This window comes from Photorhabdus aegyptia (assembly GCF_000612035.1).
GTDB lineage: Bacteria > Pseudomonadota > Gammaproteobacteria > Enterobacterales > Enterobacteriaceae > Photorhabdus > Photorhabdus akhurstii.
In genome coordinates this window covers 1-13,784 of record NZ_JFGV01000001.1, presented here as the reverse complement: position 1 = coordinate 13,784, position 13,784 = coordinate 1, and the positions used below count along the sequence as shown (strand labels likewise).

At 45.9% G+C, this 13,784-nt stretch carries 18 protein-coding genes; 6 read left to right on the top strand and 12 right to left on the bottom strand.

The genetic code is table 11. The annotated features are described in order from the left end of the window. Nucleotides 1–26 precede the first annotated feature (26 nt). Nucleotides 27–1,892, top strand: a complete 1,866-nt coding sequence (dxs, locus tag BA1DRAFT_RS00075) for a 1-deoxy-D-xylulose-5-phosphate synthase (protein WP_036775085.1) — start codon at nt 27–29, stop codon at nt 1,890–1,892. Nucleotides 1,893–2,016: 124 nt separating this feature from the next. Here the strand turns inward: dxs and BA1DRAFT_RS23380 are convergent, their stop codons facing one another. Next, a complete protein-coding gene (locus BA1DRAFT_RS23380) occupies nt 2,017–2,154 on the bottom strand; it encodes a hypothetical protein (RefSeq protein WP_160169972.1) in 138 nt (45 codons plus the stop codon). 69 nt (nt 2,155–2,223) lie between these two features. Here BA1DRAFT_RS23380 and BA1DRAFT_RS00070 point away from each other — a divergent pair, with 69 nt between their 5' ends. From BA1DRAFT_RS00070 to BA1DRAFT_RS23675, 4 genes are all read left to right on the top strand, one after another. Next, the gene (locus BA1DRAFT_RS00070; RefSeq protein ID WP_036775083.1) at nt 2,224–2,502 is read left to right on the top strand and encodes a type II toxin-antitoxin system TacA family antitoxin; all 279 of its coding nucleotides are present in this window, start codon (nt 2,224–2,226) and stop codon (nt 2,500–2,502) included. Next, nucleotides 2,499–3,023 carry a GNAT family protein gene (locus BA1DRAFT_RS00065; RefSeq protein WP_036775081.1) on the top strand — a complete coding sequence of 175 codons (525 nt, stop codon included), beginning with the start codon at nt 2,499–2,501 and terminating at the stop codon, nt 3,021–3,023. The genes BA1DRAFT_RS00070 and BA1DRAFT_RS00065 overlap by 4 nt, the downstream gene beginning before the upstream one ends. A 202-nt stretch (nt 3,024–3,225) precedes the next feature. After that, a complete protein-coding gene (locus BA1DRAFT_RS23680; RefSeq protein WP_181148282.1) occupies nt 3,226–3,408 on the top strand; it encodes a hypothetical protein in 183 nt (60 codons plus the stop codon). A 1-nt stretch (nt 3,409) separates the two neighbouring features. Beyond that, nucleotides 3,410–3,646 (top strand): hypothetical protein, encoded by a 237-nt coding sequence (locus BA1DRAFT_RS23675; RefSeq protein ID WP_051560604.1) that lies wholly within the window; start codon nt 3,410–3,412, stop codon nt 3,644–3,646. On the opposite strand, the gene pgpA is transcribed toward BA1DRAFT_RS23675, so the two are convergent. From pgpA to queA, 11 genes are all read right to left on the bottom strand, one after another. Further along, the gene (pgpA, locus tag BA1DRAFT_RS00055; protein WP_036775079.1) at nt 3,628–4,119 is read right to left on the bottom strand and encodes a phosphatidylglycerophosphatase A; all 492 of its coding nucleotides are present in this window, start codon (nt 4,117–4,119) and stop codon (nt 3,628–3,630) included. The two genes, BA1DRAFT_RS23675 and pgpA, sit on opposite strands and share 19 nt — an antisense overlap. Then, nucleotides 4,112–5,101 (bottom strand): thiamine-phosphate kinase, encoded by a 990-nt coding sequence (gene thiL, locus BA1DRAFT_RS00050; RefSeq protein ID WP_036775077.1) that lies wholly within the window; start codon nt 5,099–5,101, stop codon nt 4,112–4,114. The genes pgpA and thiL overlap by 8 nt, the downstream gene beginning before the upstream one ends. A 100-nt stretch (nt 5,102–5,201) precedes the next feature. After that, complete coding sequence (gene nusB / locus BA1DRAFT_RS00045) at nt 5,202–5,618, bottom strand: transcription antitermination factor NusB (RefSeq protein WP_036775075.1); 417 nt, start codon at nt 5,616–5,618, stop codon at nt 5,202–5,204. Nucleotides 5,619–5,644: 26 nt separating this feature from the next. Beyond that, nucleotides 5,645–6,115, bottom strand: a complete 471-nt coding sequence (gene ribH / locus BA1DRAFT_RS00040) for a 6,7-dimethyl-8-ribityllumazine synthase (protein WP_036775074.1) — start codon at nt 6,113–6,115, stop codon at nt 5,645–5,647. Nucleotides 6,116–6,241: 126 nt separating this feature from the next. Next, on the bottom strand, nt 6,242–7,351 hold the full coding sequence (gene ribD, locus BA1DRAFT_RS00035) for a bifunctional diaminohydroxyphosphoribosylaminopyrimidine deaminase/5-amino-6-(5-phosphoribosylamino)uracil reductase RibD (RefSeq protein WP_200868746.1): 1,110 nt from the start codon (nt 7,349–7,351) through the stop codon (nt 6,242–6,244). A 4-nt stretch (nt 7,352–7,355) separates the two neighbouring features. Beyond that, entirely contained in the window at nt 7,356–7,805 is a 450-nt protein-coding gene (gene nrdR / locus BA1DRAFT_RS00030; protein ID WP_036775072.1) for a transcriptional regulator NrdR, read from the bottom strand. Between the two features lie 115 nt (nt 7,806–7,920). After that, nucleotides 7,921–8,889 carry a protein translocase subunit SecF gene (secF, locus tag BA1DRAFT_RS00025; RefSeq protein ID WP_036775069.1) on the bottom strand — a complete coding sequence of 323 codons (969 nt, stop codon included), beginning with the start codon at nt 8,887–8,889 and terminating at the stop codon, nt 7,921–7,923. Between the two features lie 10 nt (nt 8,890–8,899). Further along, on the bottom strand, nt 8,900–10,747 hold the full coding sequence (secD, locus tag BA1DRAFT_RS00020) for a protein translocase subunit SecD (protein WP_072164744.1): 1,848 nt from the start codon (nt 10,745–10,747) through the stop codon (nt 8,900–8,902). Between the two features lie 27 nt (nt 10,748–10,774). Then, the gene (yajC, locus tag BA1DRAFT_RS00015; RefSeq protein WP_036775066.1) at nt 10,775–11,104 is read right to left on the bottom strand and encodes a preprotein translocase subunit YajC; all 330 of its coding nucleotides are present in this window, start codon (nt 11,102–11,104) and stop codon (nt 10,775–10,777) included. Nucleotides 11,105–11,195: 91 nt separating this feature from the next. Beyond that, on the bottom strand, nt 11,196–12,320 hold the full coding sequence (gene tgt / locus BA1DRAFT_RS00010) for a tRNA guanosine(34) transglycosylase Tgt (RefSeq protein WP_036775065.1): 1,125 nt from the start codon (nt 12,318–12,320) through the stop codon (nt 11,196–11,198). Between the two features lie 150 nt (nt 12,321–12,470). After that, nucleotides 12,471–13,538 carry a tRNA preQ1(34) S-adenosylmethionine ribosyltransferase-isomerase QueA gene (gene queA / locus BA1DRAFT_RS00005; RefSeq protein ID WP_036775064.1) on the bottom strand — a complete coding sequence of 356 codons (1,068 nt, stop codon included), beginning with the start codon at nt 13,536–13,538 and terminating at the stop codon, nt 12,471–12,473. Between the two features lie 104 nt (nt 13,539–13,642). Between queA and BA1DRAFT_RS21535 the strand changes: the two genes are divergently transcribed. After that, nucleotides 13,643–13,784 (top strand): ACP phosphodiesterase (locus tag BA1DRAFT_RS21535; protein ID WP_420865113.1); only part of this gene is annotated, 142 nt, incomplete at its 3' end.

Genomic DNA, 13,784 nt, shown 5'->3' with positions numbered 1-13,784 from the left:
AATAAACACTTCTTAACGAGTATCAAATGAGCATTGATATAGCCAAATACCCAACATTGGCATTAGCGGAAAATCCTGAAGAACTTCGTATGTTACCAAAAGAGAGCCTGCCGAAGTTATGTGATGAACTTCGGCAATTCCTGCTAAACAGTGTCAGTCGCTCTAGTGGTCACTTTGCCTCCGGTCTTGGCACCATTGAGCTGACTGTAGCGTTACATTATGTCTATAAAACGCCTTTCGACAAATTGGTATGGGACGTCGGCCATCAGGCTTATCCTCACAAAATCTTGACAGGACGCCGAGATCGTATTGATACGATTCGTCAAAAGAATGGGCTTCACCCTTTCCCGTGGCGGGATGAAAGTGAATACGACACCTTATGTGTCGGCCACTCATCGACCTCTATCAGTGCTGGATTAGGAATGGCAATTGCCGCTCAACGCGAAGGCAAAGGTCGTCGTACAGTTTGTGTTATCGGTGATGGCGCAATAACAGCAGGTATGGCTTTCGAAGCGATGAACCATGCCGGGGATATCGACCCGGATATGTTAGTTATTCTTAATGACAACGAAATGTCTATCTCAGAGAACGTTGGTGCGTTAAATAACCATCTAGCTCAACTTCTATCCGGTAAACTCTACACCACATTGCGGGAAGGTGGGAAAAAAGTCTTTTCCAATCTACCTCCGATTAAAGAACTCCTGAAAAAAACCGAAGAACATATCAAAGGCATGGTTGTTCCTGGCACTCTGTTTGAAGAATTGGGTTTTAATTACATTGGCCCCATCGACGGACATGATGTACTGACATTGACCCAAACGCTGAAAAATATGCGTGAGTTGAAAGGGCCACAGCTACTGCACATCATGACTAAAAAGGGTCGGGGCTATGCACCCGCCGAAAAAGATCCTATCAGTTGGCATGCGGTACCTAAATTTGATCCGACTACTGGCGCATTACCTAAAAGCTCAGACAACCGCCCTACTTTCTCCAAAATCTTTGGAGACTGGTTATGCGAAGAGGCCGCTAACGACAAAAAACTGATGGCGATCACACCCGCCATGCGTGAAGGCTCTGGTATGGTGCGTTTCTCCCGTGAATATCCTGATCAATACTTCGATGTCGCCATTGCAGAACAACATGCCGTGACTTTTGCCGCTGGTTTGGCAATTGGTGGTTACAGGCCGATTGTTGCTATCTATTCGACATTCCTCCAACGTGCTTATGACCAAGTTATCCATGATGTCTCCATTCAGAATCTACCTGTTCTATTTGCAATAGATCGCGGAGGTATCGTAGGTGCTGATGGTCAGACACATCAAGGCGCCTTTGATCTTTCATTCCTTCGTTGCATCCCCAACATGGTCATTATGGCACCCAGTGATGAGAACGAATGCCGACAAATGCTGCATACCGGCTATCATTATCAGCAAGGTCCCGTAGCCGTGCGCTATCCACGAGGAACCGGGACGGGGGCAGAACGCCAACCATTCGAACAATTACCAATTGGTAAAGGCGTTATTCGTCGTCAGGGTAAGAAGGTAGCGATCCTGAACTTTGGTACTCTGTTACCCGATGCAATAACAGCAGCAGAGTCACTGGATGCGACTGTTGTTGATATGCGTTTTGTCAAACCACTGGATAAAGAATTGATATTAGAAATGGCTGATAACCATGATTTATTGGTCACGCTGGAAGAAAATGCCATTATGGGCGGTGCCGGAAGTGGCGTTAATGAACTGCTAATGCAGGAAGGTCGTCTGGTGCAAATTCTGAATATTGGCTTGCCTGACCAATTTGTGCCACAAGGTAGCCAGGAAGAAATCAGAGCGGATTTAGGGCTTGATGCCGTAGGTATTCAGAATAGCATCAATAAAAGGCTATTTTCCTGAGTGTATAGGGATAATAGGATATTTATTCTATTATCCTCAGTTTAGGATTATAGTAGGAAGTGCCTCAAGTTAGATGATATGTATTTTCCGCATTCTTCTCTATAAAAAGGCACTATTTTCAGAATCAAGTAACGATACCTACCAAAGGCTCTACACAAACCCAGTAATCCAGTGCAGTCGTCTTCTGAAAATAACAAAATCGATAGAGGTCACTGCCGTGCCAAAAACGTTCGTATTTGATACGGTACGCGTACGCTTTCATTGTGTACATTTTGCTAATAGGCACACCTTAGTGTACAATTTCAATGCGTATAAATAGGAGGACATAACAATGCCTCAGATCCCAGTAGAAACTAATGACCGAATGTCGCTACGTATTGCCTCAGAAGAAAAGTCGCTGTTGATGCGTGCAGCCGCTTTACAACATACCAACTTGACTGAGTTCGTGCTCCGCAATGTGATGTCAGCAGCACGGAAGATTATCGACGAGAACGAACGACTGGAGCTGACCGAAAGAGATAGTTTGCATGTTCTGGATCTTTTGGATAACCCACCGGCACCGAATGATAAATTGTTGGCCGCAGCATTTGCCTTGCCGAAACAATCATGATGCTACCAATCTGGCACGAAGAGCCTATAGGCAAACATCATTATCGCGGTGCTTTTGACTGTGGTGATGAGGCGTTGAATCAGTTTTTACATCGCCATGCAAGGCAGAGCCATGAGAAAGGTGGGGCAAAAACCTACCTTGCGGTTAGCGAGAGCAATCGGACGGTATTGGGTTACTACAGTCTAAGCCCCGCTTCTATTGCTTATGAACGTGCACCGGAAGTGATTAAACGTGGTCTGGCTCGACATGAAGTGCCAGTATTTCGGCTTGGCCGTCTGGCTGTAGATCTTTCAGTACAGAGTCAAGGACTCGGTGGCCAGTTGTTGCTAGCTGCTGGTCGGCGCTGTTTATTGGTGGCCACGCAGGCTGGCGGGGTTGCATTGCTAATTGATGCCAAGAATGAGCGTGTTGCCGAGTGGTACACCAGCTATGGTGCTATTCCGCTATTAGATGCCCATCTATCTTTGCTGTTACCATTAAAAACAATACATGCGGCACTAGTCACTGCGGGAAAGCTTTAAATGAACGAAGCCAACCAATCACAATAAATTACAACTACTACCAGATATCTCTGCTAAACGACAGGGAAACGCCTACGTCATATTTAAAAATGGGCATTAAGAAATCGGCGGAGTAGTTGTTCACGGTACTCGGTTGGGTGATACCCAACTTCAACCTAAGATATTTCCTTGTACCAAGTGCAACCAGATCATTGCCAGACTGGTGTTCTCTTGGGATTCTGCATCCGTTGAAGAAATGGAAACTGTCGGCAAAAAACTTGAGCTGGAAGCCTTCGTTTCTGACTATCCGGTATGGGTACTTGGCGCACCTGACTGCGACGATGATAACATCGCGAAGCATTTACATGCCCAAGAAAGGGGAGGTGTATTGGGAGCATCCAGATAACATGAACAAGCGGTTGATTGAACTCAACGAGAATCTCTGTTGGGGCACTTTTACGCAGAAACTTACGGTTTTGTCCTCACACAACTATCCCAAACCGGAATTTTCTGTAGAAAAATCACCTACCACAGAAGTTAGCGGTTATCGCAGCTACCCGATCACTACTCCAAGTATGAAGCAAAAAATGAGTCCCCCTTTCAGAGGTAGCCAATACACCACACCTCAAAAAGTCAAAATCTGATAAAACGCCAATAACCAAACAATCACGAAAGAAAATACACCCGCAATAATATCATCCAACATGATGCCTAATCCTCCATGAACATAGCGATCAAACCAGCGAATTGGCCACGGTTTCCACATATCGAGAATACGGAACACCATAAAACCGGTCAAAACCCACTGCCAGTTAATCACAGGGATTGCCATCAATGTGATCCACATACCGATAAATTCATCCCAGACAATACTGCCGTGGTCATGAACCCTCATATCATCAGAAGTACGCTGACAAATCATTATGCCGAAAAGCACCCCGACAATAATAACCAACCAGCAAATCCATTCCGGAAACTGGACCAGTAATAACCAGAACGGAATAGCCGCTGCCGATCCCATTGTCCCCGGCACGACCGGCGACAGCCCACTACCAAAACCTGTTGCTAATAGATGCCAGGGATTGCTCATCCGTAAGCGACGCTTTGCCTTATCCATGTGCTTCCTCGGTAATAAAATGATCGAACCCTTTTAGATCTAATTTAATCTCTTTATTATTGCTGTAGTAACGAATACCTTCCGATTCCGCCATGATCTGTCCAACACAGCTAAAACCAGCACCGGTATGCGCTAACGCAATTTCCAACGCACCACGATTCCGCTCCGGGACGGTAAAACATAATTCATAGTCCTCACCACCACTCAAAGCCCACATCAAAGCTTGCTGCGGTTCAACATATTGTTTCATCGCATCAGAGTAAGGAATCGCATCCAGGTTTATTCTGGCTCCACATCGGCTGGCTTTCAGGATGTGACCCAAATCAGAAATCAAACCATCAGACAAATCAATAGCTGATGTTGCCAGGCCACGTAGCGCTTGCCCTTGTAAAATACGAGGCTGCGGCCTGAGATGACGCTGAACTAACCAGTTGTGGGATATCGGATCAGAAATTTGCAAACGATTTTGTAACAGAGCCAAACCCGCCGCACTATCACCCAACGATCCACTCACATAAATCCAATCGCCATTTTTTGCGCCAGCACGCCGTAACGCTCTGCTTGCGGGAACTAAGCCATGAATCGTCAACGTCAGACTCATTGGGCCGCGGGTAGTGTCGCCGCCAATAAGCTGCATACCGTAATAACGCAATTGTTCAAACAAACTGTCACTGAAACTACTCAGCCAGCATTCATCCACTTCCGGTAATGTTAAAGCCAATGAAAGCCAAGCAGGATCAGCGCCGACTGCGGCCAGATCACTAAGATTCACAGCGAGAGATTTGTAAGCTAAATCTTCAGGGGAGATATCAGGTAAAAAATGAACGCCTGAAACTAAGGTATCCGTACTAACCGCCAATTGTTGTTTATCGGCCAGTGTCATCAGTGCGCAGTCATCACCAATACCTAAATTTACATCACGCCGGTTAGTCTCCTGGCGATCAAAATAACGTGCAATGAGGTCAAATTCGCCACATGCCATAATAAAATCCCAAAAAATTACTGATGATCATGAACATAAGGCCGGTATCCCGGCCTTACAAATCATCGTCTACGGTGGGAAAAACCCGACAAGCAGTAGCTTATCTTTTTCTGCGTACTGCTGGACCAGATTTATCCAGTACTCCGTTCACGAATTTGTGACTATCTTCAGCACCGAAGACTTTTGCCAATTCGATAGCTTCGTTAATAGCCACTTTATAAGGGACATCATCACGATAACTTAGTTCAAACATAGCAACACGCAAAATGGCTTTTTCTACCTGACCTAACTCTTCGAGCTGACGGGAAAGATAAGGAGCCATCAAAGCATCCAGCTTAACTGCATTCACAGCTACTCCTGACAGCAATTCACGAAAATAGGTTACGTCAACACCAGTGACGTCCTGCTCCGACAGAAACTGTAATTCAACATCAGCAACGCTATTGCCAGATAATTGCCATGAATATATAGCCTGAACAGCGCACTCACGAGCACGACGACGAGCAGCAGGTTTCACAAGATTCCCCTTAATTAAAACTAAAATCAGCCTTTAATGGCATTAATTACATTGACCATTTCCAACGCGGTTAATGCAGCTTCTGCACCTTTATTACCCGCTTTGGTTCCAGCGCGCTCAATCGCCTGTTCAATGCTTTCTGTAGTCAGAACACCAAATGCCACTGGAATTTCACTGGACATCGCCACATTGGACAGACCAGAACTGCATTCACCAGCAACGTATTCAAAATGAGCGGTACCACCGCGGATAACTGTACCTAGCGCGACAACGGCATCATATTTTCGGGTTTCGACCAATGTCTTCACTGTCAATGGTAACTCGTAAGCACCAGGAACCCAGACAACAGTGATATTATCTGAGGCAACCTGACCGATACGCTCAAGCGCATCTACCGCGCCTCCTAACAGACTGTCATTAATGAAGTTGTTGAAACGTGCAATGGCAATCGCCACACGAGCTTGTGGAGCTGCAACAACACCTTTGATTACGTTCATAGCCTTCCTTCTATCTGTTCATATCCGCAGGGGGGCGGATTCTATCATATTCTTTCGTTAGCCGCGCCTGCCGATTTAGCAACGGAGCATAAAAACAGGCAAATTAATCCACACTCACATATTCAGTCAGTATACAGGCCGTAAACGCAGACGAAGATCAGGCCCAACTTGCTGTATATCAAAAATGTCAAATTCCGGCGCCACTGCCAGATTTTTGAGTTCAGGAATAGTAAACAAACCACAAGCCGTATCACCTAGCACTTTTGGCGCAACGTAAAGAACCAGTTCATCCACCAATCCTAACGTTAGCAATGCCCCCGCCAACAATGCCCCGCACTCAGTCCAGACCGTATTGATCTGGCGCCTCCCCAACTGCATCATCAATGACACTAAATCTACCCCAACACCATGAGCCGGTAACAGTATCTGTTCTACATTTTCAGATAAGTCATGTTCATCTGCTTTAGTGCGAGCCAGCCAACAATAACCGGGCTGTTGTATCACCTGATGCTGAGGACCAACACGATTCTGACTGTCAACAATAACACGTACTGGTTGACAAAGATTTTCCTCGGGATAAATCGCCTGAGTTTCTGCATCCAATTCACTCCAACGAACCGTCAAGTGAGGATCATCAGCTAGAACAGTGCTACTGGAACTCAGAATCGCGCTACATTGAGCACGGAATTTTTGTACATCATAGCGAGCTTGAGGTGATGTAATCCATTTACTTTCGCCAGAAATCAACGCCGTTCGCCCGTCAAGAGAAGAAGCCATTTTCAACTGAACATACGGAAATCCGGTACGCATTCGCTTCAAAAATCCCCGGTTGAGAGATTCAGCTTCCTCCATCATCAGCCCATGCTCTACTGCAATACCAGCCTGTTGCAGCTTATAAAGCCCCCTTCCTGCCACCTGTGGATTAGGGTCCTGCATCGCCGCAACCACACGGCTAACGCCAGCCGCAATCAGCGCATCAGCACAAGGCGGTGTCTTACCGTGATGACTGCACGGCTCAAGCGTGACATAAACAGTTGCGCCTTTAGCTTTATCCCCGGCCATCCGTAAGGCATGAACCTCCGCATGTGGCTCGCCAGAACGTAAATGAAAACCTTCCCCAATAATCTGCCCATCACGCACAATCACACAACCTACGTTGGGATTAGGTGACGTGGTAAAGCGCCCTTGACGCGCTAATTCCAAAGCGCGCGCCATATATTTTTTATCGTTATCCACTGGCTCAACCTTGTAATTTAGCAATCTCTTCGCCAAATTCACGAATATCTTCAAAGCTGCGATAAACAGAAGCAAAACGGATATAAGCAACTTTATCCAATTTCTTCAATTCATCCATGACCAGATTACCAATCATTTTGGATGGAACTTCCCGTTCACCGGTAGCACGTAACTGAGATTTAATATAGCTAATCGCCATCTCTACATCATCAGAACTAACCGGGCGCTTCTCCAGTGCTTTTTGCATACCGCGGCGCAATTTTTCTTCATCGAACGGCTCTCGGATATCGTCACTTTTTATTACTCTAGGCATAACCAACTCAGCCATTTCAAAAGTGGTGAATCGCTCATGACACTCAAGACACTGGCGCCGTCGGCGCACCTGCGAGCCATCCCCGACTAAACGAGAGTCAATCACTTTGGTATCAACAGCAGCACAAAATGGGCAATGCATATCGTTTCCTGATGGTTAATCCAAACTAAATTTACAGTTTATCCTTAATCTGAATAAAAAACACCCTGCCAGCCGGATACTCACAGGGTGTTTGAACAGCATCAAGGCAGAATAATTAAGGTAACAAAGATGGCTGATCAGCCCCTTCTTTTTCAACTTTTTGCTGGATCATGTGTTCACGCTTCATACCCAGTTTCAACGCCAAAGCGGAAGCAACATAGATAGAAGATACCGTACCGATAGAAACACCGATTAACATCGCTAGTGAGAAACCCTTCAACATCGCGCCACCGAAAATATACAACATCAGCACCACCAGTAAGGTAGTCGCGGACGTCATGATTGTACGGCTCAATGTTTGCGTCAGAGAGACGTTCATAATTTCATACGACGTACCACGACGGATCTTACGGAAATTCTCACGGATACGGTCAGAAACCACGATACTGTCATTCAATGAGTAACCGATAACCGACATCAGCGATGCCACAATGGTCAGGTCAATCTCGATATGAAACAGTGATAGAACCCCTAATGTGATGATGACGTCATGGGCAAGGGCAAGAACCGCACCCAATGCTAAACGCCATTCAAAACGGAACCCAACATAAATCAAGATACAGACAAGCGCCGCCAGTAACGCCATTGCACCATCTTGGGCGAGCTCAGCACCGACACTCGGACCAACAATTTCAATACGATTGACACTCGCATCTTTATCAATGGTGTCATTAACGACCTTAATAACCTTTTTACCCAGTTCCTCATTAGCCGCTCCCGTAACCGGTGGCATACGCACCATGACATCACGGCTACTACCGAAATTTTGCAACAGCGGATCTTCAAAACCCGCTTTTGCCAGGCTATCACGCATCTTATCCAGATCAGCAGATTGACTGAGTTTGATTTCGATTACCGTACCACCGGTAAAATCGAGTCCCCAGTTAAATCCGCGGGTTGCCATCACAAAAACAGAAGCTACCAACAGCAGCAACGAAATTCCGAAAGCAACGTTGTCCCAGCGCATAAAGTCATAGACTCTGCGACCATAGTTCAATTGTTCAACAGTATAATCCTGTGCCACAACGTGCTCCTTAAATTGACAGCTTCTTAATACGCTTACCGCCGTATAGCAGGTTGACGATCCCTCGAGTACCTACAATAGCGGTGAACATAGAAGTCGCGACACCAATTGACGTTGTTATCGCAAAGCCTTTAATTGACCCGGTACCAACAGCATAAAGAATGACCGCAGTAATCAACGTAGTCAGGTTAGCATCAATAATACTGGAGAAAGCCCCTTTATAACCTTCATGTATCGCTTGTTGCACTGTCCGGCCATTACGCAATTCTTCTTTGATACGCTCGTTAATCAGCACGTTAGCATCAACCGCCACCGCCAGCGTTAACACAATACCCGCGATCCCCGGCATGGTTAACGTCGCCCCTGGCAACAGAGACATGATACCGACAATCAGCACCAAGTTAGCCAACAACGCACTGCTCGCAATCACACCAAATTTACGATAGTAAATCACCATAAACAGAATGGATGCCATTAAGCCCCACAGACAAGCCTCTAAACCTTGTTCAATGTTTTGCAAACCAAGGGTTGGCCCAATAGTACGCTCTTCCACAATCTGAATCGGCGCAATCAAAGCCCCCGCACGCAACAGTAAGGATAACTGACGCGCTTCGGTTGCGTTGGAAAGGCCCGTGATACGGAAATTGTTCCCCAGACGAGTCTGAATATTAGCAATGTTAATCACTTCTTCATGTTTAACTAACACCGCCCGACCGTTAGCATCTTTCTTACCGCTGTCTTTATATTCCACAAACAGTGTTGCCATTGGCTTACCAACATTGTCTTTGGTGAAATTAGACATCGCTGTGCCACCGGCACTGTCCAGTGAAATACTCACCTGTGGATTACCATATTCATCGGCATCCGAGATTGAATCTGTAATGTGATCACCGGTCAGAATAACACGCTTATATAGCACAACCGGATTACCGTCACGGGTGTTTTTCACCTCAGAATCACCAGGCACACGACCTGATGCAGCCGCGGTAGAATCAATACCGGTATTAACCAGACGGAATTCCAACGTTGCTGTCGCGCCAAGAATCTCTTTTGCACGAGCGGTATCCTGAATACCCGGTAATTCAACCACAATACGGTCAGCGCCCTGACGCTGAACCAATGGTTCAGCCACCCCCAGTTGATTAACACGGTTACGTAGAATAGTAATGTTCTGTTGTACCGCATAAGAACGGGCTTCGCGCTGACGTTCATCACTCATCACCGCTTTCAGGGTATTATTAGTTCCGATACTGAAAACTAAATCACGGTGACGACCTGTCAGATAGTTTTCCGCCTCAGCACGCGCTTTTTCATCACGGAAGCGGATTTCTACGCCGTAATTATCAATTTTACGAACAGTGGAATAAGGAATACCCTTTTCACGCAAATCAGTGCGCAGACCATCAATATTCTGCTCTTGCAGTTTGCCTAATGCGGTTTCCATATCCACTTCCATCAGGAAGTGCACCCCACCTCGCAGATCAAGGCCCAACTTCATTGGTTCGGCGCCAACCTTACTTAACCAGGTTGGTGTTGCTGGCGCTAGGTTCAATGCCACCACGTATTGATCGCCTAATGTGGACATCAATACTTCACGGGCACGAAGCTGAATATCGGAATTATTGAAACGAGCAAGAATTGCGCCATTTTCCAGCGTAATAGATTTACTCGCGATTTGATTCTTTTCTAAAACATTATGGACTTGGACCAGCGTTTGCTCACTGGCGGCGACACCTCGCGCGCCAGTGATTTGTACAGCCGGATCCTCACCATAAAGGTTGGGAAGTGCATAAAGCAAACCGATGAGGATCGCAGCGATCAGCATCAGATACTTCCACAAAGGATAACGGTTTAGCACGGCAGTTCCCTTCGGGAAAATCAGAAATTATAGAGCTTTCATCGTACCTTTCGGTAAAACGGCAGCGACGAAATCACGTTTAATGGTCACTTCAGTAGTCTCATTCAGTGCTACAACGATATAACCCGTGTCAGAAACTTTAGTGACGCGACCAATCAAACCACCATTGGTCATCACCTCATCACCTTTGGAAATAGAATCCATCAGCTTTCTATGTTCTTTAGTACGTTTCTGTTGTGGACGCAGGATCATGAAGTAGAAGATCAAGCCAAAAACGACCAGCATGATGATCAAAGAATATGGGCTTCCCTGAGCCGGTGCGCCAGCAGATGCTGCTGCTTCAGAAATAATACTCATTAAACTTCCCTCATTGTTATCAAATTCAATAGTAATCAAAAACCAGCCGCAATATGCTATACACACCGAAACCAGTCAATCACCACTTAAGTCAAATACTTAATGCCGGAACGGGTTTACCAATCCGTTGATAAAAATCTTCAACAAACTGTTCAAGATTACCCTCTTCGATAGCTTGACGAATCTTAGCCATCAGGCGCTGATAATACCGCAAATTATGGATAGTATTCAGCCTTGCACCGAGAATTTCGTTACAACGGTCGAGATGATGCAAATATGCCCGACTATAATTCCGACAAGTATAACAGTCACACTGCTCATCCAACGGAGAAGTATCCTCTTTATGTTTGGCATTACGGATCTTAATCACACCATTGGTCACAAAAAGATGACCATTACGGGCATTTCGGGTCGGCATCACACAATCAAACATATCAATGCCGCGACGAACCCCTTCCACCAAATCTTCTGGCTTCCCCACGCCCATCAGGTAGCGCGGTTTATCTTGCGGGATTTGCGGACAGACATGCTCAAGAATACGGTGCATATCCTCTTTAGGCTCGCCTACCGCCAGACCACCTACAGCGTATCCATCAAAACCAATCTCTACCAGACCTTTTACTGAGATGTCACGTAAATCTTCGTAAATACTTCCCTGAATAATACCAAACAACGCGTTTTTATTCTGTAATTCATCAAAACGCTTACGACTACGCGCCGCCCAACGTAAGGACATCTCCATCGAACGTTTCGCATAATCCCAATCAGCAGGATATGGCGTACATTCATCAAAAATCATGACAATATCAGATCCCAAATCATACTGAATTTCCATCGATTTTTCTGGGCTAAGGAAAACTGGGGTACCATTGATTGGGTTACGGAAATGTACACCTTCCTCTTTGATTTTACGCATTGCGCCAAGGCTGAATACCTGAAAACCGCCTGAATCCGTCAAGATTGGACCATGCCATTGCATAAACCCATGCAGATCACCATGAAGTTTCATGATTTCCTGCCCTGGACGTAGCCACAGATGGAAAGTATTGCCAAGCAGGATCTGCGCACCAGTTTTCTTTACCTCTTCCGGTGTCATCCCTTTTACCGTGCCATAAGTCCCAACTGGCATAAATGCCGGCGTTTCTACCACGCCACGCTCAAAAATCAGACGACCACGACGGGCTTGACCATCGGTAGTTTGTAATTCAAATTTCACTTAACCTCCAGGCATCAGATAAACAGTCCGATGCTGTTGTTTAAAACCAGACAAAGTTGAAATTTACCGTTGAACTGAGATATTCACATAATCCTATTTTCAACAACTTCAACAATATATTCCAGTCAATGCCATAATTATTACATTAAATTAAGAAATCTTTTCCTTGCAAGCGAAGGGATTACGACGAATAAACATCGCATCACCGTAACTAAAGAAACGATATTTTTCTGCAACTGCCTCTTTATAAGCATTCATCGTATTTTTATAACCCGCAAACGCAGAAACCAACATGATAAGTGTCGATTCCGGCAAATGGAAATTAGTAATCAACGCGTCCACAACTTGATATTCAAAACCCGGATAGATAAAAATTTGCGTGTCATTAAAAAATGGCGCAATTAACCCATCCTGGCAGGCTTTTGCTGCACTTTCCAGCGATCGCACTGAGGTTGTGCCAACAGCAACAACTTTGTTACCTCGCGCCTTACATGCCAGCACAGCATCAACCACATCCTGTGGCACTTCTGCATATTCGGCATGCATAATATGGTCTTCAATAGTCTCTACCCGCACTGGTTGGAAAGTACCGGCACCAACATGCAATGTCACAAAAACCATCTCCACGCCCTTTTTACGCAGCGCTTCCAACAATGGCTCATCAAAATGCAGACCGGCGGTTGGCGCAGCTACCGCCCCGGGCCGCTCACTGTATACAGTTTGATACAACTCACGGTCTGCCTCTTCATCAGGACGATTAATATAAGGCGGCAAAGGCATATGACCGATGTCATCCAAAATGGACAACACATCGCGCTCATCATCAAAACGTATTTCGAACAGGCTATCATGGCGGGCCAACATGGTTGCTTTAAGACTTTCATTGTCCCCCAACAACAGTTCAGTCCCCTCTTTTGGCGCTTTGGAAGCACGCACATGTGCAAGTACCCGCTTATCATCCAACACCCGTTCAACCAGCACTTCCAGCTTACCGCCGGTAGCTTTTCGGCCGAAAATACGCGCAGGTATGACACGAGTATTATTGAAAACCAGTAAATCTCCGGCATTCAGCTTATCGAGAACATCCGTAAAAACACCATGCGTTAATGCCCCCGTTTCACCATCAAGCGAGAGCAAACGACAGCCACTGCGTTGTGGTTGAGGGTAATGAGCAATCATTTCGTCAGGAAGTTCAAAAGTAAAATCGGAGACACGCATTATATTTAATCATTCAGAAAAACAGGCGGACTAGTCTAGTGCCGCAGCTCTGAGGGTGCAACAAATAAGCACATAACTTCGCGGATTTATATTACAATCACCGAATGAATTTTCTCGCTCACCTTCACTTAGCTACTCTGGCTGACAGTTCCCTGTTAGGGAATCTGATGGCAGATTTTGTGCGCGGTAATCCAGAGGGACAATACAGCGCTGATGTGGTTGCAGGTATTCGCATGCATCGGCGGG

Coding starts and splice junctions, on each gene's coding strand:
- queA (WP_036775064.1), bottom strand. CDS start 13,538: ATGCGTGTCTCCGATTTTACTTTTGAACTTCCTGACGAAATGATTGCT.
- BA1DRAFT_RS23380 (WP_160169972.1), bottom strand. CDS start 2,154: ATGAAAGCGTACGCGTACCGTATCAAATACGAACGTTTTTGGCACGGC.
- pgpA (WP_036775079.1), bottom strand. CDS start 4,119: ATGGATAAGGCAAAGCGTCGCTTACGGATGAGCAATCCCTGGCATCTA.
- ribH (WP_036775074.1), bottom strand. CDS start 6,115: ATGAACGTAATCAAAGGTGTTGTTGCAGCTCCACAAGCTCGTGTGGCG.
- yajC (WP_036775066.1), bottom strand. CDS start 11,104: ATGAGTATTATTTCTGAAGCAGCAGCATCTGCTGGCGCACCGGCTCAG.
- BA1DRAFT_RS00070 (WP_036775083.1), top strand. CDS start 2,224: ATGCCTCAGATCCCAGTAGAAACTAATGACCGAATGTCGCTACGTATT.
- nrdR (WP_036775072.1), bottom strand. CDS start 7,805: ATGCATTGCCCATTTTGTGCTGCTGTTGATACCAAAGTGATTGACTCT.
- BA1DRAFT_RS00065 (WP_036775081.1), top strand. CDS start 2,499: ATGATGCTACCAATCTGGCACGAAGAGCCTATAGGCAAACATCATTAT.
- BA1DRAFT_RS23675 (WP_051560604.1), top strand. CDS start 3,410: ATGAACAAGCGGTTGATTGAACTCAACGAGAATCTCTGTTGGGGCACT.
- thiL (WP_036775077.1), bottom strand. CDS start 5,101: ATGGCATGTGGCGAATTTGACCTCATTGCACGTTATTTTGATCGCCAG.
- dxs (WP_036775085.1), top strand. CDS start 27: ATGAGCATTGATATAGCCAAATACCCAACATTGGCATTAGCGGAAAAT.